At 52.5% G+C, this 24,877-nt stretch carries 17 protein-coding genes and 1 tRNA gene; 10 read left to right on the top strand and 8 right to left on the bottom strand.

Annotated features, from left to right (window positions below; translation table 11 throughout):
- The first annotated feature begins 3 nt into the window (after window positions 1-3).
- From M6D89_RS07110 to M6D89_RS07100, 3 genes are all read left to right on the top strand, one after another.
- Window positions 4-1,161, top strand: coding sequence for an acyltransferase family protein (locus tag M6D89_RS07110; protein WP_253967325.1), 1,158 nt, complete (start codon window positions 4-6; stop codon window positions 1,159-1,161).
- A 292-nt stretch (window positions 1,162-1,453) separates the two neighbouring features.
- A complete protein-coding gene (locus M6D89_RS07105) occupies window positions 1,454-2,941 on the top strand; it encodes a methyl-accepting chemotaxis protein (protein WP_253967324.1) in 1,488 nt (495 codons plus the stop codon).
- Window positions 2,942-2,950: 9 nt separating this feature from the next.
- Window positions 2,951-3,844 carry a diguanylate cyclase gene (locus tag M6D89_RS07100; protein WP_253967323.1) on the top strand — a complete coding sequence of 298 codons (894 nt, stop codon included), beginning with the start codon at window positions 2,951-2,953 and terminating at the stop codon, window positions 3,842-3,844.
- A 404-nt stretch (window positions 3,845-4,248) separates the two neighbouring features.
- Here the strand turns inward: M6D89_RS07100 and M6D89_RS07095 are convergent, their stop codons facing one another.
- Window positions 4,249-5,343 carry a glycoside hydrolase family 43 protein gene (locus tag M6D89_RS07095; RefSeq protein ID WP_253967322.1) on the bottom strand — a complete coding sequence of 365 codons (1,095 nt, stop codon included), beginning with the start codon at window positions 5,341-5,343 and terminating at the stop codon, window positions 4,249-4,251.
- A 660-nt stretch (window positions 5,344-6,003) separates the two neighbouring features.
- Here M6D89_RS07095 and M6D89_RS07090 point away from each other — a divergent pair.
- The gene (locus M6D89_RS07090) at window positions 6,004-6,900 is read left to right on the top strand and encodes a DUF6414 family protein (RefSeq protein ID WP_253967321.1); all 897 of its coding nucleotides are present in this window, start codon (window positions 6,004-6,006) and stop codon (window positions 6,898-6,900) included.
- A gap of 66 nt (window positions 6,901-6,966) precedes the next feature.
- Entirely contained in the window at window positions 6,967-7,485 is a 519-nt protein-coding gene (locus M6D89_RS07085) for a DUF2726 domain-containing protein (RefSeq protein WP_253967320.1), read from the top strand.
- On the opposite strand, the gene M6D89_RS07080 is transcribed toward M6D89_RS07085, so the two are convergent.
- Entirely contained in the window at window positions 7,452-8,150 is a 699-nt protein-coding gene (locus tag M6D89_RS07080; protein ID WP_253967319.1) for a phospholipase D family protein, read from the bottom strand. The genes M6D89_RS07085 and M6D89_RS07080 overlap by 34 nt on opposite strands.
- Before the next feature lie 580 nt (window positions 8,151-8,730).
- Window positions 8,731-8,807 (bottom strand) — tRNA-Met (locus M6D89_RS07075).
- 147 nt (window positions 8,808-8,954) lie between these two features.
- Here M6D89_RS07075 and M6D89_RS07070 point away from each other — a divergent pair.
- The 3 genes from M6D89_RS07070 (at window position 8,955) to M6D89_RS07065 (ending at window position 11,741) form a co-directional block, all read left to right on the top strand.
- Window positions 8,955-11,072, top strand: coding sequence for an MltF family protein (locus tag M6D89_RS07070; protein ID WP_253967318.1), 2,118 nt, complete (start codon window positions 8,955-8,957; stop codon window positions 11,070-11,072).
- 156 nt (window positions 11,073-11,228) lie between these two features.
- The gene (locus tag M6D89_RS17460) at window positions 11,229-11,438 is read left to right on the top strand and encodes a type II toxin-antitoxin system RelE/ParE family toxin (RefSeq protein ID WP_418930341.1); all 210 of its coding nucleotides are present in this window, start codon (window positions 11,229-11,231) and stop codon (window positions 11,436-11,438) included.
- A 27-nt stretch (window positions 11,439-11,465) separates the two neighbouring features.
- Window positions 11,466-11,741, top strand: a complete 276-nt coding sequence (locus tag M6D89_RS07065; RefSeq protein WP_253967317.1) for a HigA family addiction module antitoxin — start codon at window positions 11,466-11,468, stop codon at window positions 11,739-11,741.
- Between the two features lie 73 nt (window positions 11,742-11,814).
- Here M6D89_RS07065 and M6D89_RS07060 read toward each other — a convergent pair whose 3' ends face one another.
- From M6D89_RS07060 to ydiJ, 3 genes are all read right to left on the bottom strand, one after another.
- Window positions 11,815-12,777, bottom strand: coding sequence for a 2OG-Fe(II) oxygenase (locus M6D89_RS07060; RefSeq protein WP_253967316.1), 963 nt, complete (start codon window positions 12,775-12,777; stop codon window positions 11,815-11,817).
- A 160-nt stretch (window positions 12,778-12,937) separates the two neighbouring features.
- On the bottom strand, window positions 12,938-14,029 hold the full coding sequence (gene ychF, locus M6D89_RS07055) for a redox-regulated ATPase YchF (RefSeq protein ID WP_253967315.1): 1,092 nt from the start codon (window positions 14,027-14,029) through the stop codon (window positions 12,938-12,940).
- A 98-nt stretch (window positions 14,030-14,127) separates the two neighbouring features.
- Window positions 14,128-17,181 carry a D-2-hydroxyglutarate dehydrogenase YdiJ gene (ydiJ, locus tag M6D89_RS07050; RefSeq protein WP_253967314.1) on the bottom strand — a complete coding sequence of 1,018 codons (3,054 nt, stop codon included), beginning with the start codon at window positions 17,179-17,181 and terminating at the stop codon, window positions 14,128-14,130.
- Between the two features lie 148 nt (window positions 17,182-17,329).
- Between ydiJ and M6D89_RS07045 the strand changes: the two genes are divergently transcribed.
- Together M6D89_RS07045 and M6D89_RS07040 are read left to right on the top strand one after the other, a co-directional pair.
- Window positions 17,330-18,796, top strand: a complete 1,467-nt coding sequence (locus tag M6D89_RS07045) for a lipid-binding SYLF domain-containing protein (RefSeq protein ID WP_253967313.1) — start codon at window positions 17,330-17,332, stop codon at window positions 18,794-18,796.
- Window positions 18,796-19,956: a BamA/TamA family outer membrane protein gene (locus M6D89_RS07040; protein ID WP_253967312.1), complete on the top strand. Its 1,161-nt coding sequence runs from the start codon at window positions 18,796-18,798 to the stop codon at window positions 19,954-19,956. The genes M6D89_RS07045 and M6D89_RS07040 overlap by 1 nt, the downstream gene beginning before the upstream one ends.
- On the opposite strand, the gene M6D89_RS07035 is transcribed toward M6D89_RS07040, so the two are convergent.
- Together M6D89_RS07035 and M6D89_RS07030 are read right to left on the bottom strand one after the other, a co-directional pair.
- Window positions 19,957-20,370, bottom strand: a complete 414-nt coding sequence (locus tag M6D89_RS07035) for an MAPEG family protein (protein ID WP_253967311.1) — start codon at window positions 20,368-20,370, stop codon at window positions 19,957-19,959. It lies immediately after the preceding gene.
- Between the two features lie 23 nt (window positions 20,371-20,393).
- Window positions 20,394-24,782 (bottom strand): PKD domain-containing protein, encoded by a 4,389-nt coding sequence (locus M6D89_RS07030; RefSeq protein WP_253967310.1) that lies wholly within the window; start codon window positions 24,780-24,782, stop codon window positions 20,394-20,396.
- Between the last annotated feature and the right edge of the window lie 95 nt (window positions 24,783-24,877).

Below are 24,877 nucleotides of genomic sequence, written 5' to 3'. Positions count from 1 at the left end.
AAAATGAACAAGGGCGAAGATCGGCTTCATTATATGGATAACCTGCGCGCCATCGTCATGCTGGTTGGGGTTTTCTTTCACGCAGCTTTGGCTTACAGCAGTTTTTTTCAGGATGTGTGGCTGAGCGCCGATACGGCCAATAGCCCTGTTTTAGATGTGGTTGCCAACTTCACTCACATCTTCCGAATGCCGCTGTTTTTTCTCATCGCCGGTTTCTTTGCTGCACTTTTGGTATCGCGGCGCGGCATCGGGGGCTTGCTTAAAAACCGTGTCAAGCGAGTGCTTTTGCCTTTGGTGATATTTCTTCCCCTGGTTACGGCGGGAATTATCGGGCCCATGCTATGGGCCGTGCATAATGTGGATAATCTATCGCCGTTTTTACGTTTTATTCAGTCGATGATGAGCAGCGGCGAGCCCCAGCAATCGGCTCCGCCCAGCACCATTCATTTATGGTTTTTGTATTACCTGATGTTTTTTTACGCCTTAGTGTGGATACTGGGGCAGGCGTCTCTTGCTCCGGTTAAACGTTTTATTACCAACCTTTCACCGCCGGCAGCGTTGTTGCTCCTGCCACTTTGTCTGGTTCCCGGTTTATTTTTAGGCGTTGTACCCTATGCTGCCCCCGAAGGCTTTATTCCCACACTCTGGGCGTTTGGCTTTTTTGGACTCTTCTTTGTGTACGGCTACTGGCTGTTTGACTCGATGGAATTGGTTAATGCTTGCGAGCGTTATCTGTGGATTTTACTCCTGGCCAGCGCGGGACTGTTTGTGATTTTTTACCGCGCCCTGCCTGCGGGCTTTAGTTTTGAATATCAGAACCCACCGCTGTTACAGCGCAGCATTTTAATTTTGTGCACGGCTTACATATCGGTGTTTATGAGTCTCGCCTGTTTGGTGTTGGCCAGAAAATGGCTGGATCAGCGAAATGCGGTCATGCGCTATATCGCCGATGCCTCCTATTGGATTTACATTGTGCACCTGCCTATCGTGATTGCCATTCAGTACTGGCTGCTGGATCAGCCGGGCGGCTGGTTGTATAAATTTGCGGTTTCTTCCCTTACCACTATGGCTATTTGCCTGCTTAGCTACGCCTTGCTGGTGCGCTGGAGTCCGATTGGCTGGTTGCTGAATGGCAAAAGGCGGCCGATGTGGCGTGGGTAGCCCGCACTTAACCAACCTTTACTGCAGTGGGCACTCCATTCTAAAGGCCTTTTTGTGCGCTCGCTTATACCGCGGGTTAAGCTGGCTGATTTGGCGGCACCGGGTTTTCCGGAAAGGCCGCCTACCAGAGGGCCGCTACCGAGAATCTCTTGTCAAATATTTGCGAAATCTGGCTTTCTTGTCGCTGGGGGTGTGTTGCACGCCAAAATATTGGCTCTGTACAGCTTTGATGTACATCTGATATAAATAGTTAAAAATACTATAAGCTAATAAGTAGTTGGAGTCCCCCCGCATGCTGCGTTCGCTTTCGACGAAACTCATGGTCGCTATGACCGCCCTGATGCTGACCGTTGCGGCCCTTATTATGGTCGCCAGCTACTATGTTAATGCCAATCAGCAGCAAGAGGCTTTTGATCGCGAGGTCGAAAGTAACATTGAGTTAATTCACTCCTCGCTGCTGGAACCCGTGTTTGCCTACGACTTCCAGCAGGTGGAGGCCATCGCCGAGTCGCTGGTCAATACCTCGCTTATTGATCGTTTAGTGGTCACCGATCATCGTGGCAAGCCCTTGGCCGAGGCGGGTGCCAGTCGCGACACCGATCAGCAATCGCGCCGCTCGGGCCTTGAGATCGTGCGCGATGGCGATGTGATAGGTCAGTACGAGGTTGTTTTCTCCACTCGTCAAATGCAGACGGTACTGGCCAACCAGATGACTATGGGGCTGGTTATTGTGGTTGCACTGGTGCTTGCCGTGTTGGTTGCGCAGGCTTTGCTTACGCGCCGGATTATTGTTCGTCCGTTGAATTTAATTGCCGATAACCTTTCGGCTATTGCTCAGGGTGGCGGTGATCTGACCCGCCGTTTGCCGACCGACAGTGGCGATGAAATTGCCCACCTGGCGGATAACTATAACCGGGTGATTGAGCAAATTGCCTCCATTATTGGTGGCGTGGTTGAACTGACCCATACCTTCGATGGCCATGTGCGGCAGATGAGTGCCGCCTCGGACGACACCGCACACTCCACCGAACAACAAATGAAAGAGTTAGAGCAAGCCTCGGCAGCGCTCAATCAGCTGGCGGCCTCAGCGGAGCAGGTGGCGCGCTCGTCTGGCGAAACCGCCGATCGTACCCGCGACACGCAAAAGGCCTCCGACGAGGGGACCCAGGTGGTAGGTTCATCCCAGGCGAACATTCAGCGTTTGACGGCGCAAATTGAGGCCACCGCTCATAAAATCGATTCGCTCAAAGCCAGCAGCCAGAATATTGGTAAGGTGGTCGAGGTGATTCGCGCGATAGCCGAGCAAACCAACTTGCTGGCCCTGAATGCGGCCATTGAGGCAGCCCGCGCCGGCGAGCAGGGCAGGGGCTTTGCCGTGGTGGCGGACGAGGTGCGAACCCTGGCGCAGCGCACTCAAGCCTCTACCGAAGAGATTGAACAGATTGTCGCAGAGCTACAGGTGGACGCTGACCAAGCCCACGATGCTATGACTGAGAATACCCAGTGGGCCGAAGAAACCGTTGAAACCGGCAAGCGGGTAGAGGCGGTATTGGCGAGCATTCAGAGTCACGTAACCACCATTAACGACATGAACCACCAGGTGGCCACCGCCGCCGAAGAGCAAAGCGCGGTCGCTAACGAAGTTAATCAGTTTATTACCGCCTTGTCCTCGCTTTCTGAAACCGTCTCCAGCCACGCTCATACCATGCGCTCCAGCTCGGCTAAGTTGCTCGAGGAAAATAACGAGCTGCAAGAACGTATGCACAAGTTCAAAATCTGAGGGCCTGTCATGCGTTGGAATGTATACCTTAAAAAGTCGGCCCTGTTTTTGGTTCGTTATTGTTTGCCAGGCATAGTGGCAACCGCAAGTGTTGCGCCTTTGGCCGTTACTGCGCAAACCATGCTGCGAGTCAACCAGACTGAACATCCGCTGGATGCCTATGCGGTAGGGGCTTTGCGGGTAGCACTGGAGTATATCGAGGGCGACTACCAGCTGGAAATCACCCAAGACCCGATCACCCAGACCCGCGCCATTGAGCGTTTAGAAGCCGATCAGATGGATGTGATGTGGCTGGCCTCTAACCGCGAAGTTGAAGAGCAGCTACTGCCTATACGATTTCCATTGTTGAAGGGGCTATTGGGCTATCGAATATTTATTATTAACCCAGCCAGTCAGTCTCGCTTTAACCGGGTTGAAACGTTTGCCGATTTACAGCAAATGTCGTTTGGCCAAGGTGCGGGTTGGCCCGATATCGCCATTTTGGAAAGTAACAATCTTGAGGTAATTACCACCAGTAAATACGACAACCTGTTTTATATGGTCGAGGGTGGGCGGTTCGATGCCTTTCCTCGCGGCGTGCTTGAGCCCTGGACTGAACTTGCGGCGCGCCCCGATCTTCCGCTGGCGGTAGAGGAGAATCTGGTGCTGGTTTATACATTACCTTTCTACTTGTTCGTTAGCCCCGACAAGCCAGAGCTGGCCCAAGCGCTTCACGCCGCCTTGGATCAGGCCTTGGCTGAGGGACGCTTTAACGAATACTTTTACGGCACCAACATGATTGACGACGCGTTAACCCGCTCTGGGCTAAAAGACCGTCAGCCCTTTCCTCTGCAAAACCCATCGTTATCAGAGCAAACGCCGCTGGAGCGAGAAGGCTATTGGCTAAAGCTTGAAAGCCTTTGATTGTTCTTTTTTCAAGCGAGTATTGATTAGAGTCTGCGCTTATTAATTAACTTTATCCAACCCGTAAAGGTCTAAGCGTGCGGACTTTTTCTCAGCCCGAAAACAGACTTGTAGTGCGGGAGCCCGCTTGTGGATATGCGTGAAGCATTCGGTCTGTGTTGAATGGCAATTACTTAAAACCATTTGATCCCCGCAAAAGCGAGGATCAAATGGTTTTAAGTGCTGGGATTTTGGGATTCCTGCCTTTGCACACTTTTGTCCAGAACCCATCGCTGAAATTGTCATTTTCCTTTCAATATACGCGTGGCGCCAGGCGGTGAAAGTTACCAAAAAGCGGGACCTTGGTGTTGCAATAAAAGGCCTTTTCCGCTGCGATGAATATCGACGGGAAAGGCCTTGATACATCAGGGGTGGCCGTATAGCTGCTCGCCAATTTCCAAATCGTCCCCTAGGTCTTCAAGCTCGAAAATCTGCAGGCGGGTATAAGGCTGCTTGAAGTAGCGGTGCAGGGCGATCATCAGTTCGCCGTCAAAGTTGCGGAAGATGTTGCCATGACCTCGGTCCCCTGCAATCAGTGGCTCTTCGCGGTGGGTCCAGTTACCGGTCAGCTTGCCGTTGTCGGAATAGGCAAGCGAAGTGGTATAGGCTTTCTCTTTGTCTTTGTTCCAGCTGGACCAGAGTAGCATCAGCTCTCCGGTTTTGCTGCGATAGGGCCAGGGGCCGTCGGTCACAACCGCGCGAATATCTTTACCCTCGTGGCGGCTGATTTTCGCGGTCCATGCCACATCGCCGGCGTTAATCAGAGTAATGGGCTCGCCGATGCTTTCAGTCAAGTCATCGCTTAAGCGAATGGCCTTAATCAAACCGTCACCGGCCTGAATCCACTCCTGGCAATAAATCATCCAGGGCTGGCCGTCTTCGATCCACAGGGTTCCATCCAGCGCCATCTCGTCTGCTGGGGTTTGAGGTTTATTGGCAAAGCGCTTGAAAGGGCCGCGCGGACTGTCACTGACCAGAATTTGCGATGCCCGCCGTACCAGCGGTGGCCGACCTTCTTCGGCCTCGCCAATGGTTTCATCGTAATTATGAAAGGTTGTGAACAGGTAGTACTTGTCTTCGTAAAACGCCACCTCCGGCGCCCAGGGCGCGTGGTCGGTGTTGGCCCAGGAATCTTCCTCAAACTCATAGGCGAGCTCGGGCCCGTGCCAATGCTCCAGGTCCTCACTCCAGAACACCTCGACCCCGGCCCGGCCATTGGGCGATGCCAGATTTTCCTGCGGGTGGCCGTAATGGAAACTGTCGTAAACGTAATATCGCTTACTGACCGGGTCCGCCAGTACCGCCGGGTCGTGAATGTTCAGTGTGTCGACGTGGTGAACCTCCTTCTCTGGCACCGCAGACGCTGGGGTGTTGGTGGGTAAATCGGCGGCGGCTCCTTGCTGCGCGCAGGCGAGTAAAAGGGGCGCGAAAAAGAGGGCGCTGAGCTTAGGCATAGACATGATAGGTACCAATTCTTGTTATGGAATACGGGCTGCTAAATGCAGCTGGAGCAAGATTAACCCGGCGGTGTGAGTGGTTTCAAGAAGGTGGTGGGAGGGTGCTGGTTTGTGGTGTTGTGTTTGTCGTAGAGGTTATTGCTGGGCGAGTCGCTTATTGGGGGTTGTGGTGGGTGAGTTGTTGGTTTTTGCGTTATGAGACCCTTGGAGTAGTCCTTGCAAAACCTAAAGTTTAATAAAATCAATGGCTTAGATAAGCGCTTCGCTATGTTGTGTCTTTTGTTAGTTTTTAAAGTGGTGTTTTCTTAGTAGTATTTATTTAATGGATATGACAGAGTCGTTCTAAAATTTTTAGGTTAAGCTAGCTACGACTTCTCAAAGCTTTGGATTTTACTACAAGGATAGAGGTTATTCTCTTGCCGGTTTTTATAATCAATAAGACCTCTCGGAGAAATGGCAATCATGAAGTTCATAATCGCACGACGGGTTGTTATTATCTGCCGCTCCCTGAAAATCAAATGACTTAGGCTATCACGAGTCTTGTCATGGCGCAGTTTTGAGAGCTAAGCAGAATTGGCCTGATAACAAAATAAATGGCTGTTATTATTGCTGTAATGCTTGCCATACATCTTAGTTTTTATAACCTAGTTAGTGAGTTTTAGGATGGTTGATCTTCTAGTTCCAGTATACTTAAATCAGCGCACTGTATTCGACATGATTGCCATGCTACAGGGTGGTTTTTCAACCGTCACTACAGTCAATCGACAAAAACATGATTCAGTGTCAGGTAAAGTGGAGGTGGGTGGTAAATTTGGGCTTAGCGGAGTCCTATCTTCATTGGTCCAGGCCGATTTTAATGCAAAATCAGACCTGGCTTCCGGGAAGGGCAGCAATGATTCACGTTTTGAGAATAGATACCACACGCCCGCCTCTATTTTTTATACCCTAAGAAAATCTCTACACGACTCAGGCGCAATTAAAAACTTAAATGATTTCGATGCAGTTTTATGTGGTGATTTGATAGACTTTGAAGCAAATCTAAAGCTTAACCCTGCTTTAGAGTACCTTCGCGGGGCTAAAAATATAACGAATACTGCTGATTTCTTGAAAGAGCTAAGTGTTTCGTCCCCATCTTCGGATAAGCGCGGAAAAGGTAAAGCTCCATCCTCCGGTAAAAATCGAGGATTGTCGCTTATGGATTCAATTCTTCAAGATTTTGAGCAAGGAGGGACGTTTGATTTAGTTTCTGATTCTCATGACCTTCCGGTAAAGGCCGTTTTGACTTTAGAGAGTGATTTTCTAAACGACCCTTCAATGTCTGACCTTGTTGACGGAACTTTCAAGGTTCTTGCTAAGGTTTTTAAGAGAGTGGAGTCACCTGAAGAAGGTATTAGCTTGATTCGAAAAACTTTTATTAATAGTCTTCCTGAGTCTGACCTTAAAAAAATGCAACAAGGTTTGAATTCAATAATTCATAATACTGGATTTAATCTTCCCAGCTTTACCCATAAAATACCTGGCCCCGCTGTGCAGGTTATGCCAATAGCAATATTTTCCTAGTCCTCCTAAATGCTTTGTATTTATTTGATGTGACACGATTCATCCTAAATCTCGAACTTCGTTTCTATGGAATATTTGATTTTAATAGTTTTAGTTCTTGCTGTGCTCGCCATACTTGGTGTGGCTACAGCTAAGCGCCAGTACGGCTATAGGAAGCACGTTACATTGTTTACAAAGGCTGAACGTTCATTTCTTGGGGTCTTGGATCAGGCTGTTGGGGAAGAATATCGGATCTTTGGAAAGGTTCGTGTTGCCGATATTTTGGCCCCTGAAAAGGGTATGTCTCGTAAGAGTTGGCGAACGGCATTTAATAAAATATCAGGTAAGCACTTTGATTACGTTCTGTGCAAAAAGTCGGATTTGTCTGTCATTGCAGTTGTGGAGCTTGACGATAAAAGCCATAGGGGCTCTCGCGCGAAGGCAAGAGATTCTTTTTTAGAGAATGCTTGTTCTAGTGCTGGTTTGACTCTTGTACGATTTCCCGCTAAAGCTTCCTATCAGGTTCATTCTGTGAGAGATAGCCTTCATAAGGCTATCTCACCTAAAGCTGATCACAATTCTAGTTCTGCGGGCCATAAAAAATAAGGGCCAAAACGCCCCTTGGGCATGAACTGTCCACCGGAAGACTTTCCTTTTTCTGTAATAAAGTGTTTTCCGTCTTTATCTTCTAAATAGCCGTTTTCACAAAGAAGTAACATTAACTCGTCTGTGTTTTTGCCCAGTTTTTTGGCTAGCTTAGATGAAGTGAGCTTTTCAGGTTTGTCATCATTTTTCTTGCTTTCGGTTTTTTCATCTTCTTTAGGGATTTTCTTTAGGCTCACTCTCACTTCATCGCTAATTCTGATAATACGCTGTGCTTCTTCGTAAGCTTCTCTAAAGGTTTCTGCGTCATCTTCGCGGGTTAACAGAATACCCATTTCATTGTTATTTACCTGGCTAAACTCGTAGAGGTTTAGACTGGTAATAATGCACATGTCTTCGTTTAGATAGCATTTGGCGTGAAGGTTTTTGCAAAAACTGGTTCTAACGAATGTTAGGTCGTTTAGCCAGTTGATTTCTTCGGGTTGAAGCTCGCTTTTACCGTACACCATGCGCACATCGATCTTTAAGCGGTTTTTATCGCTTAAAAGCTCTTTGATTCTGTCGTTTAGCTTTAGGAAGGGGCTTATCAGTATAACCCTGTCGCGTGCGTCTTTGATTAGCTCTTCTAGAAAGTAGTTGGTTGCACTGGTGTTTAAAAACTTCGCCATTGTGTTACTCCTATTCCTTCATCCTTTTTCAAACTATTGTCTTTCTTCTGCGTCGGCTAACGGTTTTTATCGTGTCCCTTAAGATTCCATTTTCATTTTAGTGGCGGCGGACGTTGTACAGATCATAAGCGAAACCGTGCTCGTTGGTCCATACCTGCTAGATAATGGGCTTGTTGTTTAGGATTGCCGGGGTGGCTGAATCACAAAAAACTTGGGTATTTTGTGATCCTACGGACTTCGCTTCGCCCTCGTGGTTTTTAGGATGTCCCATTGCTGGCCCCAATGGGTCAAACGGGGGCGGTTCTGCGTCTAGCCCCGTATCTACAGTCGATTAAAAACAAAAAGCCCCTGTAGGCTGGGATTGGGGTGTTTGAATAAGTTGTGGCAGAGCGTTGCCGGGGCGGGTGAATCATAAAACACTAAGGTGTTTTATGACCCTTCGGGCTTCGCTGCGCTCGTTGCCCATTGCTTAGTCGCAATGGGTGAACCGGAGCGGTTCTGCGTCTTACCCCGTATCTACATCGATTAAAAAAACAAAGCCCCCCTAGGCGTGGCCTAGGGGGGCTTTGTTTTTTTAATGTGGTAGCTAGGGGCGGACTTGAACCGCCGACCCCAGCATTATGAGTGCTGTGCTCTAACCAGCTGAGCTACCTAGCCACATGTGTCGAGGGCGCGTATTTTGGCTATCCGCCCCGCTAAAGTCAAGCCTTTGTTGTAAGAAAATCCGGGCGCTTTTGTGGGTGGGCTTGTGGGTCGTGATATATTGGGTGGGAAGGATAAAAGTTAACCGACTTTACGGGTGATATGAGTTACGCGATACGGGTATTGATGTTGGTGTTGGGGCTTGCCCTGGCGGGGTGTTCACCCGAGGGCGAGGCCCCGGGTAAGCAAACGGGGGCGGCGAAGGGGGCCGCTCAGGCGGCTAGTTCGGCCTCGGCCGGTTTTGTCAATTACACCGAAACCGGTGATTTGGCGGCGATTCGCGAGCGTGGGGTGTTGCGTCTGTTGGCGCCCCGGCGCACTTACCAGGGCTTGCCCCGCTCGGGAATGCCCACCGATGGTTACCGGGCCATGGCCGAGGCCTTTGCCCGGGACAATGGCCTAAAGCCCCAGTGGATTATCAAGGACTCGCTGGGGGCGTTAATTCCCGCGCTGTTAGCCGGTGAGGGGGACTTGGTGGTGAACCACCTAACCCAAACCCCAGAGCGGCGCGCCCAGGTGGCTTTCTCGCTGCCTATTTCTCGCGCCAGTGAGCGTTTGCTGTCGGCTAAAGCCGCCGGGCCCTTTGAATCGCTTGAAGCTTTACAGGGCAAAACAGTGGTGGTGCCGGTGGGTTCGTCCTACGAGCAGAGCCTGTTGGATCGGCGCCTTGCCGAGCCCGAGCTGGATTTTACGGTGGAGGCGATTGAGCACAGCGGCAACCCGGATTTACTGGTCGATTTAGTGGTGGCGGGCGAGTACGACGCCACAGTGCTGGATGACAATGTCGCGCAAACCCTGTCTCAGTACCGCGAGGATTTTGCGGTTGGTGCGGCCGTGTCCGAAACCCGTCCGGTAGGTTGGGCTATGCGCCCGGATGCCACCGACCTGCAATCGCGTTTAAACCAGTATTTAACCAGCCATACCATTGCCCGCTCGGGGCTTGAGAACCGCACCGATGATCTCGCCGGTATTAAAGAGCGCGGCGTGATTCGGATGATTACCCGCAATAACCCCGCCAGCTACTTTATGTGGCGCGGCGAGCTGATGGGGTTTGAGTACGACCTGCTAAAAGAGTACGCCAAAGAACAGGGCTTGCGCCTTGAGGTAGAAGTGGCGCCGCCGGGCGTTGACCCCATTGATTGGCTGCAAGCGGGGCGGGGCGATGTGATTGCCGCCGCCATGACCGTTACCCCGAAACGGGCCGAACGGGTGGCCTTTAGCCGCTACTACAATAAAGTGGCCGAGCAGCTGGTGACCAACCGCGACCATGAACCGCTGGACGAGCTGGCGGCGCTGGAAGGGCGAACCCTGGTGATTAACCCCGACCACGCCTACTGGCAAAGTGCCCAGCGGCTTAAAAACGGCGGTGTGGACTTTACCCTGACAGAGCCCGAGCAAGATCTTTCCAGTACCGAAATTCTGCTGGCGGTGGCTGACGGACAATACGATGCCACCATTGCCGACAGCCATCTGGTGGCGATTGAAAAGCGTTTTGCCACCGCGCTGGCGCCGGGGTTTGAGTTTGCCGAACGTGAACACGCCTGGGCGGTGCGGCCGGAAAACCCCGAATTATTGGCGTCGCTGAATGAGTTTTTACAGCGCCATTATCGCGGCCTGTTCTTTAACGTCACCTACAACAAATACTTTGAAAACGACGAGCGTATTGGCCGCTACCAGGGTGAGCGCTTAACCTTTGCCGATGGCCTGTCGCCTTACGATGATGTGGTTAAACCCTTAGGCAACAGCTACCAGTTTGACTGGCGTTTGATTGTCGCGCAGATGTACCAGGAAAGCCGCTTTCGCCCCGACGCCCGCTCCTATGCAGGCGCCCGTGGACTGTTGCAAGTGCTGCCCAGCACCGCCAAAGAGTTAGGCTTTAGTTTGCCGTTTAACGAAGAGGCGGGCATTGAAGCCGGGGTGACTTACCTGGATTGGACGCGGGATCGCTTTGAAGAATACCTGCCCCTGGACGAGCGCTTGTGGTTCGCACTGGCCGCCTACAACGCGGGCTTTGGTCACGTGCAAGACGCCCGCCGCCTGGCACGGCAAAAAGGCTGGAACCCGGATGTCTGGTTTAACAACGTCGAGCGCGCCATGCTGTTACTCTCGCGCAAAGAGTACTACCGCAACGCCCGTTTCGGCTATGTACGTGGCACCGAGCCGGTGCATTACGTGCGCAATATTCGCGAGCGGTATCAGGGGTATTTGGCGGCGGAGTAGGATTAGATAAGTCTGAAGTCGGAGGTCTGATGCTCGATGCTAAAACGAGCTGCCGTGTATCGTTGTGGTCTTAGGGAGGCTATTTAAAGGGATGTTGAACACTGTCGCGTGACACGATACAATAATTGAGCACACCGAAAAGCGGGTTGATTAGGGATGATCAAAAGCATTAAGCACAAGGGGTTGAGGTTGTTTTTCGAGAGGGGAAGCACGAGAGGCATTCGCACCGATCACGCTGATCGGCTTCGCGATCGCTTGACCGTGTTGGATGCTGCCACCAGCCTTGACGATATTGCCGCTGGAAACTGGGGTTTGCACCCGTTAAGCGGCAAATTAAAAGGCCAATATCTACCTGCTGGATTATGACGATTATCATTGACGGGAGAGCGTCTCATGGCCATGTATAACCCTTCGCACCCCGGTCGAATCATTCGACAGCGTTTGGTCGAGGACGAAGACGGTCACAAAATCAACAGCATCGCCGTCGTCGCCGAGCGGCTGGGCTGCCACCGCAACACTTTAAACCGGGTCATCAATGGCAGCGCGTCTGTATCGCCGGAAATGGCATTGGCGCTGGAGCAGGTGGGAGCCGGCAGTGCCGAATTTTGGCTCTCCATGCAGGCCAACTACGACTTGTACCAACTTCGCCATAATCAGGGAGCTGCTTAACGCGGCGCTACGCTAATGAAATCCCCTGCATGTATCCTAGACTCCCGAGGCAGCAGTAATGCTGCCCAGCCGTTTAGCTCTTATTCCCCAACAAAGTTCGCTTAATTTTAGACGCGGCATTTAGTCCTTTACGAGCCAGCCAGAAAGCGCGGTGGTTGGTGAGGTTGTCCAGCATATCTTGCAATCGGTGGTTGTCGCGGTACAGGCGTTGTAGGTGCTGGTCGCGTCTTGCCAGTAATACTTGAATGCGTTGATAGTCGTCGTCGCTTAAAACCTGGCCGGGCTTGATGTGCTCAGGCAGTGGCCGTTCTACATAGATGGTAGAGTGACGGCCTTTGTACTCTTGGGCAGGCCTGGTTTTGCTGTAAAAGTATAGGGCGATGGACTTACGAGAATGCGGGTCTCTGTCGCCCTCGGGTAGATTAATACGCTCAAAGCCGTGCCAGGAATGATCGTGGGTAGCGAAAATGACGCAGCGATTAAACAGTGGAGTCACTCGAGTAATTTCATTTTCTGCCGGTGGCTTGCGCGGGTCGCGATGAAACTCAATGAGTCCGCCCCAGTCATCTTCCCACTCGTGGTTCAGATAGACAATCAGGTTTAAACGGCGGTGGTGATTGGTCACAGGGTGGCGGTTAAAGTCCACGTGAGGGTCTAAATCTTGCCCGTGGCAGTTTTCGTGGGTGCCGCCGCCAAAGTAGTCAGGGTCGTAGATCAAATCGGGAATACCGGTTGCTTGACTAACCCAATTCAAAAACGCTTTTGAGCGAATGATTTCATCTAGCTTTTGGTATTGCGGTCCGATGTCGCGCAGTTCTGTGTAAACCGCTTTGCGCCCGATGGTGCCGTTTTCGTTGCGCGCTTTTTCGTTGTCGAAACTCGGGAATTCGTCCAGTAGCGCCTGACAATAATCTGGGGTAAAAAAGTTATCAATGACCAAATGAGAAAAAGGTTGTGCCGAGGTAAAGGATCGGGAAAGTGTGGGCGTAATCTCAAGCGTCGATTTGCTTAAGCACTCCTTCAAGTCGTTAGTCATTGTTTTCTCTCCGCTTTCTTTGCCTGCCAGGCTTTAAGAGGGAGTATATAGAGTGGAGGTCTTGGGGAAAAGTGGGGAGGGGCAGATGTCAAAGTTTTGCGTCAGGCGAAAAAAGTAAAAGTGTCAGACGTCTGGCCCCAGACGTCTGACTTTTGATTGTTTACACATTAAACCTAAAGTGCACAATATCCCCATCTTTTACAATGTAGTCTTTACCTTCCAAACGCCATTTGCCGGCGTCTTTGGCGCCTTGCTCGCCGCCTAGCTCAATAAAGTCGTCGTAGCTGACCACTTCGGCGCGGATAAAGCCTTTTTCGAAATCGGTGTGAATTTTTCCGGCCGCTTGGGGGGCGGTTGCGCCCACGGGGATGGTCCAGGCGCGTACTTCTTTAACACCAGCGGTAAAGTAGGTGTGCAGGCCTAACAGGTCGTAACCGCCGCGAATTACGCGGTTCAGACCCGGCTCGTCCATGCCCAGCGCCTCCAGGAACTCGGTTTTTTCTTCGTCGTCCAGCTCGCTGATTTCGGCTTCAATTTTGTTGCAAATGGGTACGACCACGGCGTTTTCTTCGGCGGCGATTTTTTTAACCGTGTCCAGGTGCGGGTTGTCTTCAAAGCCGTCTTCGGCGACGTTGGCGATGTACATGGTGGGCTTGAGGGTCATCAGGCTCAGCTCGCGCAGCAGCGCTTTTTCATCGTCGTTTAAACCGAATGAGCGCAGCGGTTTGGCCTCGTCCAGGTGCGGCTGGATTTTCTCCAGCAGTGCCTTCATGGCTATGGCGTGCTTGTCCTGGCCTTTGGCGAGCTTGGCAAAGCGCTGAATGGCTTTTTCTACCGACTCCAAGTCGGCCAGGGCCAGCTCGGTGTTGATTACGTCAATGTCCGAGGCGGGGTTAATTTTCCCGTCTACGTGAATCACGTTTTCGTCTTCAAAGCAGCGCACCACATGGGCGATGGCGTCGGTCTCGCGGATGTTGGCGAGGAACTTGTTGCCCAGGCCTTCGCCCTTAGAGGCCCCAGCCACCAGGCCCGCAATGTCCACAAATTCCATGGTGGTGGCGATAATTTTTTCCGGTTTTACGATATCGGCGATTTTATCCTGGCGCGGATCGGGCACGGCGACCACACCGGCGTTGGGCTCGATGGTGCAAAAGGGGAAGTTTTCGGCACCAATGCCCGATTTGGTCAGTGCGTTAAACAGGGTGGATTTACCCACGTTGGGGAGTCCGACAATACCGCAATTAAAGCCCATGAATCTGTCTCTTTGCCTGTGGTGAAAATTTGGCCGCGATTATACATGAATCCGCCGCTACCGGGGCGAGCCGGTAGCGGCGGGCATGGCGCAGGCCGCTAGCCCTGATAGGCCGCTAGCAGAATTTGCAGCGGGTGGGGGATGCGGGTGTCCTGCAGGCGTTTGACCTGGCTGCGGCAGGAGTAGCCCGTAGCGGTCAGCTTGCCGTCGTTGTCGGAATCGCTCACCACGGCTTCCCAACTCATGGAGTAGATCTTTTTGGAGGTCTCCACATTGGCCGCTTCGTGACCATAGGTGCCCGCCATGCCGCAGCAGCCGGTATCGACCACCGACAACTCCTGGCCTAGGGCTGCAAACAGGGTCTGCCAGTCTTTAATACTGGCGGCGGCGTTGGTTTTTTCGGTGCAGTGGGCCAACAGTTTGTACCCGCTTTTGCCGAACAGGGCGGTGGCGTCGGTCACATCCTGGGCCGCCAGCCATTCCTGGATAAGCGCGACCTTTGGCGCTTTATCGCCCTGCAGTTTTTGGTACTCGCTGCGATAGGCCAGGGTCATGGAGGGCTCCAGCCCCACCAGGGGAATACCGGTATCGGCCAGAGCGTTTAGCATGCGGGCGTTATTGTCCGCGGCCTTGGCAAAGGACTTTAAAAAGCCGTGTACGTGCAAAGGTTTGCCGTTGGGCTTAAAGGGCGCAAGCATGGGGTTAAAGCCCAGTATTTTTAGCAGTTTAATCGCGTCCAGTACCAGCTGGGTTTCAAAGTAGCTGGTAAAGGCGTCCTGCACCAAGATAACGGTTTTGGTTTTGTGCTCGGCGTTAAGGGTGGCGATGTTTTCGGCGGTGGCGTAGCGGGCACCGGCCTCGCGCAGCGCTTCGTCGAGGTTTACTCCCGTCAGCAATGGGCTGTCGACCATGCCGGCGGTCTTGGCCAGCACTTTTTGCATAAACGCCGGTTTCATCAGGCCATTGTACAGCCAGGGCACCCGCGCCAGCGTGGGCATCATGTATTCCAGCGAGCCAATAAAATAGTCTTTTAACGGGCGCAAATAGCGGCTGTAGTACAGCTCGAGAAACTTGGCGCGAAACTCGGGTACATCCACTTTAATAGGGCATTGGCCCACGCAGGATTTACAGGCCAAGCAGCCCTGCATGGCGGTGTTTACCTCGTGGGAAAAGTCGTAATGGCCGCGCTTTTTGCCAATGGTATTGACAATGCGCTCGGGCAGGCGGGCGATGGCCCACTGCTTGCGAAGCGCCTGGGTTTCCTCCACGGCGTTGACGTCGCGCTCGCCCAATTGCTTTAGCCATTCGCGCATCAGTGACGAGCGGCCCTTGGGAGAGTGGATACGTTCGCGGGTCGCCTTCCACGAGGGGCACATGGCATCGTTGGGGTTCCAGTTATAGCACAGACCGTTGCCGTTGCAGTGCATGCCTTCGCTGTAGCCTTCCCACACCTGGACGGGAATTTTGCGATCTTGCTGGCCGCGGGTGACCACGCCGTCAATGGCCATTAATTCGCTGTCGTTATTGGGCGTGGCAATTTTGCCGGGGTTTAACTGGTTGTAGGGGTCAAAGGCGGCCTTGAGTTTTTGAATCTGCGGGTATAGCTCGCCAAAAAACTGCGGCGCGTATTCCGAGCGCACGCCCTTGCCGTGTTCGCCCCACAGCAGGCCGTGGTATTTTTGCGTGAGGGCGACCACCTTGTCGGAAATAGTGCGAATCAGTTTTTCTTGCTTGGGGTCTTTCATATCAATGGCCGGGCGCACGTGCAAAACCCCGGCGTCCACATGGCCGAACATGCCGTATTGCAAGTTGTGGCTATCCAGCAGCTCGCGAAATTCAAAAATAAAATCGGCCAGGTTTTCCGGCGGTACGGCGGTGTCTTCCACAAACGGAATGGGGCGCGCCTCGCCCTTGGCATTGCCCAAAAGGCCCACGGCTTTTTTGCGCATGCCCCAGATTTTATTCACCGCACCACTGCCCATGGCCACGGTGTAACCGATGCGGCCGGTACTTTCTTTGTCGGCCTCGCTCATGGCATCCAGGGTATCGGTTAGGCGTTTAATGCCCGCCTCTAGTTCATCCTGGGTGTCGGCGGTGTATTCCACCAGGTTAATACCTTTGATTTCCTGCCCCGGCACCGGCGGAAAGTAATCGCTGACGCTGTGCCAGACGATATCGTTCATGGCGAGGTTAAGCACTTTAGAGTCCACGGTTTCAATAGAGGTGGGCCCGGCTTTCATCAACTCGGTGGCATCGCGCAGGGCGGCGTTAAAGTCGCGGTAATTGACGTTAACCAGTGCCGCCACCTTGGGGATGGGCAGCACGTTGAGCTTGGCCTCGGCAATAAAACCCAGGGTGCCTTCGCTGCCGCACAGCACGCTGTTTAGGTCAAACTCGCCGTTGTCGGTGCGCACATGGGCCAGGTCGTAGCCGGTCAGGCAGCGGTTTAGCTTGGGAAACTTGGCGGCGATCAGCTCGCGGTTATCGCGCTCGATATCGTCCAGCGCGCGGTACACCTCGCCAATACGCCCGGCCTGTTCGCGGCGCTCGGCCAGGGTAGCGTCGTTGGCGGGCTGGGAGTCGCACACAGTGCCGTCCAGCAGCACGGTTTTTAATGCCAGCACATGGTCGCGGGTTTTGCCGTACAGGCACGAGCCCTGGCCCGAGGCGTCCGTGTTGATCATGCCGCCGATGGTGGCGCGGTTACTGGTGGAGAGCTCCGGCGCAAAGAACAACCCGTAGGGCTTGAGGGCGGCGTTTAGCTGATCTTTGACCACCCCGGTTTGCACCCGCACCCAGCGCTCGGATTCGTTAATCTCCAGAATCTGATTCATATGGCGCGAAATATCCACCACCAGGCCGTCGGTAAGGGACTGGCCGTTTGTGCCGGTGCCGCCGCCGCGCGGGCTGAGCACTACCTGACGGAACTCCTCGCGCTGAGATAACCGTGCAATAAGCGTTAAATCGTCGATATGGCGCGGGTAAACCACCCCTTGGGGCAGTACCTGATAAATCGAGTTATCGGTGGATAGCACGGTGCGGTTGGCGTAATCCGGGTTTAAATCGCCTGCAAACCCTTCTTGCTTGAGGGTTTCGATAAAGCGCAGATAGACAGATTGTACCGGCGAAGTTTCGCGTATACGGGGGATCATAGGGCTTACGGTTGCTAGTAATAGAATGGTGGCGCTTATTTTACGGGCTTCGCGGTTGTATCTCCAGTGCTCCTTCCTAGGCTAGAATGGATTTTAATGTTCGCCGTACTCGCTATTGTATAGGCACGCAAAAGACGTAAGGAAGGTTATGAGGCAAGCGATAAGCCGGTGGTGGGGCGCCGTGTTTGTGTGTGTGGCACTGTCGCTGGCAGGCCACGGGCAGGCACAAGAGGCGCAGCACGCGGAGCTGCGCCAGCAAATGGATCAGAAGGCCCGGGCCGCGCTGGATAGCTTTTTGCGTGAAGAGCCCGATCTGGCCGCGCAATTGGATCGCGCCCCTGGTTATTTGGTGGGCACGGGCGATACCCTGCTTTTGGGCCCATTGGGGCGCGCCAAGGCCGTGGCGGTATTGGTCGATCAGCGCGACCAGAGTACGACTTACCTGAATATTACCAGCCTGGGGCTAGGCATGGGCTTGGGCGCGCGCGATGGTCGTTTTTTGGCGGTTATAAAGTCTCCCCAGACGCTGGATAGTTTGCGCCGCGGTCGCTGGCAGGTGAATCCCACCGCCAGCTCTACCCTGGGCGAGCAGGGGCCAGATTATCTACTGCACACCAACGAATACGACCTTTACCTGCGCAGCGAATCGGGGGCCGCTATTGGTGCCGGCCTGAGTCTGGCGCATATTCAGGTCAACAGCCGCTTGACCGATACTGGCTTGGCCCGTTCGACAATACCGGGCCGGGATCCGGCCTATGCCGGTGAGCAGGGCGATGCGGCCCCCCGGCAGTGGCCCTATGTTTTGCCGTTATTAGCGCAACAGGTGATTGACCGGGGCATTAATCTGCCGCGTCCCTATGGCGCCGGCTGGATTCGCTCGGATGTAGAGCAGATTATGACCCTTACGGACCTGGATGTGGGTTTTAACGGCGGCGCCAAAATGCCCTACAGCTTTGTGGGAGTCAGCAATGCTGAGGCTGACATTATTACCAACCAGCTTAAGTTGGACACCTGGGTACTGCCGTTTTTAAACCTGTACGCCACCCTGGGCGAGGTGCACGGCGATATCAATATGGACATCACCTTAGATGGCAGCGACCTGCTGGCGCAGTTGGGTACTGACTGCAGCAAACGCTTGCCGCCCCCGGCCTGTTTTGTGCTGGATGAGCGCCGCGTGACTTTTCCCGTCCGTGCCCGTGTTAATCCCTACACCGCCGGGGGTGGCTTTGTGCTGGCGGGGGCCTGGCACGGCTGGGTGGGGATATTGCCGTTTAATCTCAGTTACAGCTTTGCCAATGACAAAAACTTCGACGGTCGCTCGCTCACTTTGTCGCCCCGAGTCGGGCGTCTGATTAGTTTGCCCCGGGCGGGGAACCTGACGGTATTCGCTGGCGGCAATTATCTGGACAGCGAAAATATCGTGGACGGCAGCTGGGCGATTCCCGCGACCAGCCAAGTGCTGGACTACCGGATTCATCAACGCAATCAAGACCCGTGGAACCTATTGCTGGGTTTTAATTGGGATATCAGCACCCGTTTATCGGTCATGCTGGAGTACGATGGTTTTATCGGCACTCGCGAAGCCTTCACCTCATCGGTAACGGTGCGTTTTTAATGGCGCTCCGATGTTGGTGGGCAAGCCTGGCATGGGTGCTATTGGCATTTAGCTCTATCGCGCGCGCCGCCGCCGTAGGTGAGATACCTCTGCCTGCGGACCAGGCGGTGGACGAGGTAGACGCTGCCAAGCTTGAGGGGAATCCGGCTACCTCAGTGTTTGCCCGCTGGCCCGAAGATTTGGTGTTGGCGCCTGTGCCGGGGCACTCCTCCGAGCTGGGGTGGAGCCTGGCGTTAGGGGCGGGGTACTTTTTGCCTCAAGAGAGTGACGATCAACCGGCCTCGATCGTGGGCGCCATGGCCATGGGCGCCGAAAATGGCAGCCATGCTGCGGGCCTGGGGGGCAGCTTTCACTGGTTACAGGACCGCTTGCGGCTGGTGGTCTTGGCGGGGGATCTGACTTATAACTACCGCTTTTGGGGGATTGGTAACGACGCCGGCCAAAACGGCAGGCACTTGGATATCCGCCAGGATGGACAGTTTGGCTACGCCCTGGTTATGTACGAGCTATTCCAACATTTTTACACGGGCATTGGTGTGCTGGGCGGGCGATCGGAAGTCGCTTTGCGGCACTGGTCGCCCCCTGTAAGCGAGCTGCCCGACCCCAGCCTGGAGCTGACCCTGGGTGCTTTCGAGATGACGTCCAAAATTGATACCCGCGACGATCTATACTTTCCTACTCGCGGCTCGATGACAAAGTTAAGTTACTCTTTGTACCGCGACTGGATGGGGTCGGATTTTAGTGCGGAAATCGGCAAGTTCGACACCAATATCTATCGCCCCGTGGCCCAGGGCGATGTGATTGCCGTGCGCGCCATGTACCGCACCGCCAGCGGCGATGCACCATTCTTTTTGCTCAGCTCGTTTGGCGGTAAGACAGATTTGCGCGGTTACGATACCGGCCGCTACCGCGATAAAGACATGTACGCCGTGCAGGGCGAGTACCGCTGGCGGCTAAACCCCCGCTGGGTGCTAACCGGCTTTGCCGGGGTGGGGGAGGTGGCCTCATCACCGCGTGAGTTTTTCCACAATCCGTTGCCCGCCGCCGGTGTGGGCGCCCGCTATATGCTCTCGCGCAAGCATCAGGTCAGCTTATCGGCGGACTGGGCCGTGGGCAAAAACGGCTCTCAGTTCTACTTTGGCATTGGCGAGGCGTTTTAACTAAACGCCAAGCTGCGCCACCACCAAGATCGCCCACATCGCTAGCAGCACCAGGTTACCCAGCAAAAAGCTGCGCATGCGCCAGATCACATTATTGCCGTTTAAATGAATAAAAGCCTGCACCGCGCGTAGGGCCACATACGTCCAGGCCAGAGTCAGCATCAGCAGCCCGCTCATACCAATCACCATCGCCGCCAGGCAGGCAACGTAAAACAGTGGTGGTATTTCCAGTAAATTATTAAAACAGCGCTGGGTCAGTACCATTCGCTCGGGCAGCTCGCGCGGTGAAGCATCGTAGGTTTTAAAGTAACTGAGCGATACCTCGCGGCTTTTAACGGCGCGAATACGAGCAGCCAGCATAGTAAATGCCACGATAAAGGTGAGTAATACAAGGGCTGCCATCGGTAAAATCATACTCTGTATGTCCCAGTTTTGAATTAGAAAGTGAGTGCTTCGAGTGTTGTGGCACCATCGGGTCCGGCCAGCACGTAGTAGACATCATTGTGTCTTACAAGATGACGAGGCTGGGCAATGTCCGAGGCGCTGTTCAGAACAGTCCAATCGCTGGTATTGATATGATAAATCGATTCGTCCTCACCAATATAAGTCAGTTCTGAGCCATCTTCATTGAACGCCGCATCTATCACGCCATGTGGAAGGTCCTGATTGTGATATTCGCCGTTGGTATTAAGAATAACGCCCGAGCTACCGACAAAATAGTCATTGTCTGGATGTAGCCAAATTCGGTTGCCGATACGAAAGCTTGGGGCATCATAGTGACTAACGGTCTCTATATTACGATTCAGGTTTTCCCCTGTGCGCAAAACACTGACTCTATTCGAATAAGAACCGGGCTCGGTAGTAAATACTCTGTCCTCTTCGTTGTTCAGGAATATTTCGAAATGTCTGTCGAAGAAGGTTGCCGCGTAGATGTTGGAAGTATCGTCGAGCGCATAGGCTGTCAAACTTTCATCTTGCGCGCCAGAAATATAAAGCTCACCAGAAGTGCTAACTGCTAAGTCTGCAGGGGATTGATCAATTTGAACATTGTGAGTTCTCATTCCAGTAGTGGCGTCGAAAATAGCTACGAAGCCACTGTTTGGATCCGAATAGTATTCATCGATAGGGATTGGCTGTATGGCGACCACTAAACGTTTACTATCACTGCTAAGGTCAAGGGCCACAGGTGTGTGGGTGAATTGGTGATAACGTTCAAGGCTAAGACTCGCCATGTCAATGGTGTATAAACGTTTCTCAGAAGTATCTAAAACATACATCTTTTGAGTTTCGGGGGAGTACTCCACTTTGTCGGCGCCAATGTTGAGAGTTCCGGGCGTGGGGGAATGTGTGGGTGTGCCTGAGTCCGGAGAAGTGTTAATTTCCACGTTATCACGCGCGTGTGACGTTTTACCTGCAGCATCCGCAATCAGCATGGTTATGGCATAACTGCCATCAATCATATAGTTGTGTTCGACCTTGTTGTTGTTTGTTTTCAGGTCCCACTGCTGATCGCCGTCTAGGTCCCAGTAATAGGTAAGCGGTGCGCCTTCGGGATCAACACTCGAGCTCGCGTCCAATAGAACTTGTACGGAGTTGTTCTCGTCATTTTTGAGTGAAGTAGAAAAGCTCGCGGTGGGTGGTAGGTTGCTCGCACAATCAGGGCAAGGGTGGTCTTCCACAGCCCAGCTTAGGTGATCATAGTTTCGCTCAAGAGCGATGCGTTTTCCGTCGTAATAAAATAGCCCAAAATATTGAGAAGACACCGGGTTGGACTCTATAGTATGTAAAGGTCCTGCGCTGAGGGTGATGACCCGGTCTCGTTCGACAATTGTAACCACGTCTTGGCTTTCGTTGTAGATGGCATTCTCGACAGTTAGGTATCCGTAGTGATGCGCCGGATTGGTGTATGTGAAAACATTCGCTAAGAGTTGGCCGGTCTCGGCGTTTACAACCCTTCCGTCTCGATCAACGAGGCGATTCATCCCTATATTAAACAGTGGTGTGTTAAGTATGACCGCAAAGCCATTTTCTTCAATGCTTAAGGTGCGTAGATTTAGCACTGTTCTAGAAGAGTATAAAAGGTCTGGATCACGGGATGATCGCGCGGTACCAGTAAAGTAGAATCTCTCCTTTAATTCGCCAACGATGTCGCCATTATCGTTAAATTTAACGAGCTTTCCGTAATGGGTTTCCTCGGATAGGACAACAACCTGATTATTATTGGTTGCGGCCATTCCATTAATAACGGCTCCTGAGGCGAATGTATTGATGCGTGTTTTTGAGGTCGTGTCTATTACTGTTATGTAACTGTAGTTGTTATGGATTCTAGGGGGGGAGTAGAAGTCGCTCAGGTGGAGATACAACCGTTCGCCATTCGGGCTAAGGTCCATATCTTCTGTGTTTTCTTCGAAATTAAAGTGGTATAGCCCCTTGCCCGATTTTGCATCTACTACAGCTAGGGAACTAACGTATCGAATGTACAATTCACCGGTATGGGGGTTAAGTAATGATTGCTGAGGGTCGCCAGGTGATTTGAAATCGGTGGCGAGTGACAGCGATTGCGATTCTTGTGGGGCTCGCGCGACGTTAATAACATTAATCTGGCTGCTGGTTTTTCCCGCAGAGTCTTTTACCTGAAGACGTACAAATTTCTCTCCGGCAGTGATAAAGGTATAGTCAAAGGTCGGCTCGGTCGAGAAGGAAGTTTCCCAATGATCATCTGCGCCAATATCCCATCGATATTGAAGTTGGTTTGGTGATTCTCGGTCTGTGCTGTTCGAAGCATCAAATGTAAGCGAGTGGTAAGTGCTAGCCGCTTGCGGCAAGTGGCTAAATGTGGCGCTCGGACGGGTGTTGGTTGCACACGTTGTGCAGGGGTGGCTTCGTTTTATCAGATCAACCTTGCTTTCCGTGCTGGTTAGTGCGTACATGTTTTGCTCAGTAAAAGCCAAATCAAGAAGGCTGCCGTAAAGCGTGTGCTGCTCGAAATACTGAAGCGAATCTAAGTTGTATAGCTTGAACGCGGACGATGAGCCCTGATAGCCCTCAGATATTATGGCGGCCATAATGTTTTTTTCTGAGTCAAAAACAACATGGTTAAAGGTTTCGCCGGTTTGACTGACAGAGTCAATATAAGTCATGTCAGAGGTGAAAAAAGCATCTCCGCCGCGGGTTATCAGCCTGGAACCGTCTGGAGTTATCCATAGGTTACCTGCTATCCGATAATCGCCATGATATGGTGAATCTCCGACGCTTTTTATTTGGTCTCGGCTGATGTCGTATTTTTCGAAATCAGAGGGGGATAAACCGTTGTCGGCGGCAAACAACCAGTCTTCTGATGGATGTAGGGCGAGCTTGGATTTGCCGTAAGAACGTGCGCTCCCTAGTAAACGTCCAGATCGTCCGTCAAAAAAGCCAATGTCTGCATGTTGTCCAGAGCCGCTGCTAACGGCTATCTGGTTGTCTTGACTGACGACCAAGCTGTACGGATCCAGCGGTACCGAAAACGTTCTTTGTAGCTCTAAGCTAGCGACATCGATTACGGCAATGTTGCCCGTTAGTTCATATTCGAAGGGGCTGCGATCACTGCTAGGCAGTGATGCATAGAGTGTTTTGCCATCGGGTGTTGTGGCCAAGTCTTCAACTAGGTGATCGAGGGCAAAGGTTTTAATTAGTTTTTGAGTGGCGAGGTTGTAAACTTGGATTTTTTTACTGTTTTTATAGCTGATAAATAAACGGTTTTGCTGGGGCAAAAATAAAGTGTCGGCGGGTGTTTCGGTGTGGCCTTGAATTGTGCTTACGATTTGGAGGCGGGAGTCTGCCGTGTCTTCAATGCCATCATTGTCGTCATCCGGGTCGGCGTTGTCGCCGATAAAGTCCCCGTCAAAGTCGGATTGTTCACCTTCTGAGAGAGGAAACAGATCTTGATTGTCTGGTGTGCCGTCGTTGTCATCGTCGTTGTCGCGGTGATTGGGGACGCCGTCACTGTCAGAATCCAGCCCGGCCACATTGATAAGGCTATTCTCAAAATGCTGTAAAGCGCGGTGTGGGCTGATCAGCTGATCTAGATGATCAATATTTGAAATGATTGATGTAATCTCGGGTAGAGCGGCGAATGCTTCAGTATCTAAATTAAAGTCTTCGATGGTTAATTCGCTACTTTCCAGCGCAGCCAGGTGCCGGTTGGGGATTTCGATACCTGACTGGTAAAAGCCGTCGTCGTCTAAAGACTGTAGTAAGCGCAGCAAATTAGTGACTGCATTGCTGGTACGACCAGCATTCATGATCTCCATGGGCGTTATGATCTGTCCCGCGGGCACTTGTGGTAGCTCAAGCGCGCCCAGGACGAAGGTGATCACATCACCCGCTTGGTAGGTGAACTCACCTTCCTGGTTAGTTTCACCGGTATGTTCTGAGCTTGTACGGTATTTAAGCCCCGCTACCGGGGCGTCGATAAACTGGCCGGTTAATGTTTGCACTGTAATGCTGGATTGCGAAGAGCTACTGGCTGTCGATGATGAGCTTCGAGCAATGGAAGAGACACTGGAGCTGCTGAAAGCACTCGAAGGTGTGCTACTTTGCGGTTTGCTTGACTGAGACGAGAGAGCGGTGCTCGAGGATTGCAGGGAGCTGTAAGTCGAGCTATTGCCGATAGAGCTTATAATTGAGCTGCTCGTAACACTTGATTCGGACTTGCGGTTGGCACTGCTCTGGGTCGGAGGGGGAGATGATTCGCCACTGCCGCCGCCACCACAGGCGGTCATGAGAGTTAAAATTAAAGTCAAATGAGTTAGGCGCAACGCCCGGCTTGGCTGGTTCGATTCCATCGTGATTCTAATACTCCAATGTGGCCCAACCTGCGAACATTGCCTGCGCAATCAGGTTGGGATCATTATTCGATTTAGGCGTCAGAGAATACCAC

This window comes from Gilvimarinus xylanilyticus (genome assembly GCF_024195295.1).
GTDB lineage: Bacteria > Pseudomonadota > Gammaproteobacteria > Pseudomonadales > Cellvibrionaceae > Gilvimarinus > Gilvimarinus xylanilyticus.
This window is presented reverse-complemented; position numbering and strand designations above follow the sequence as displayed.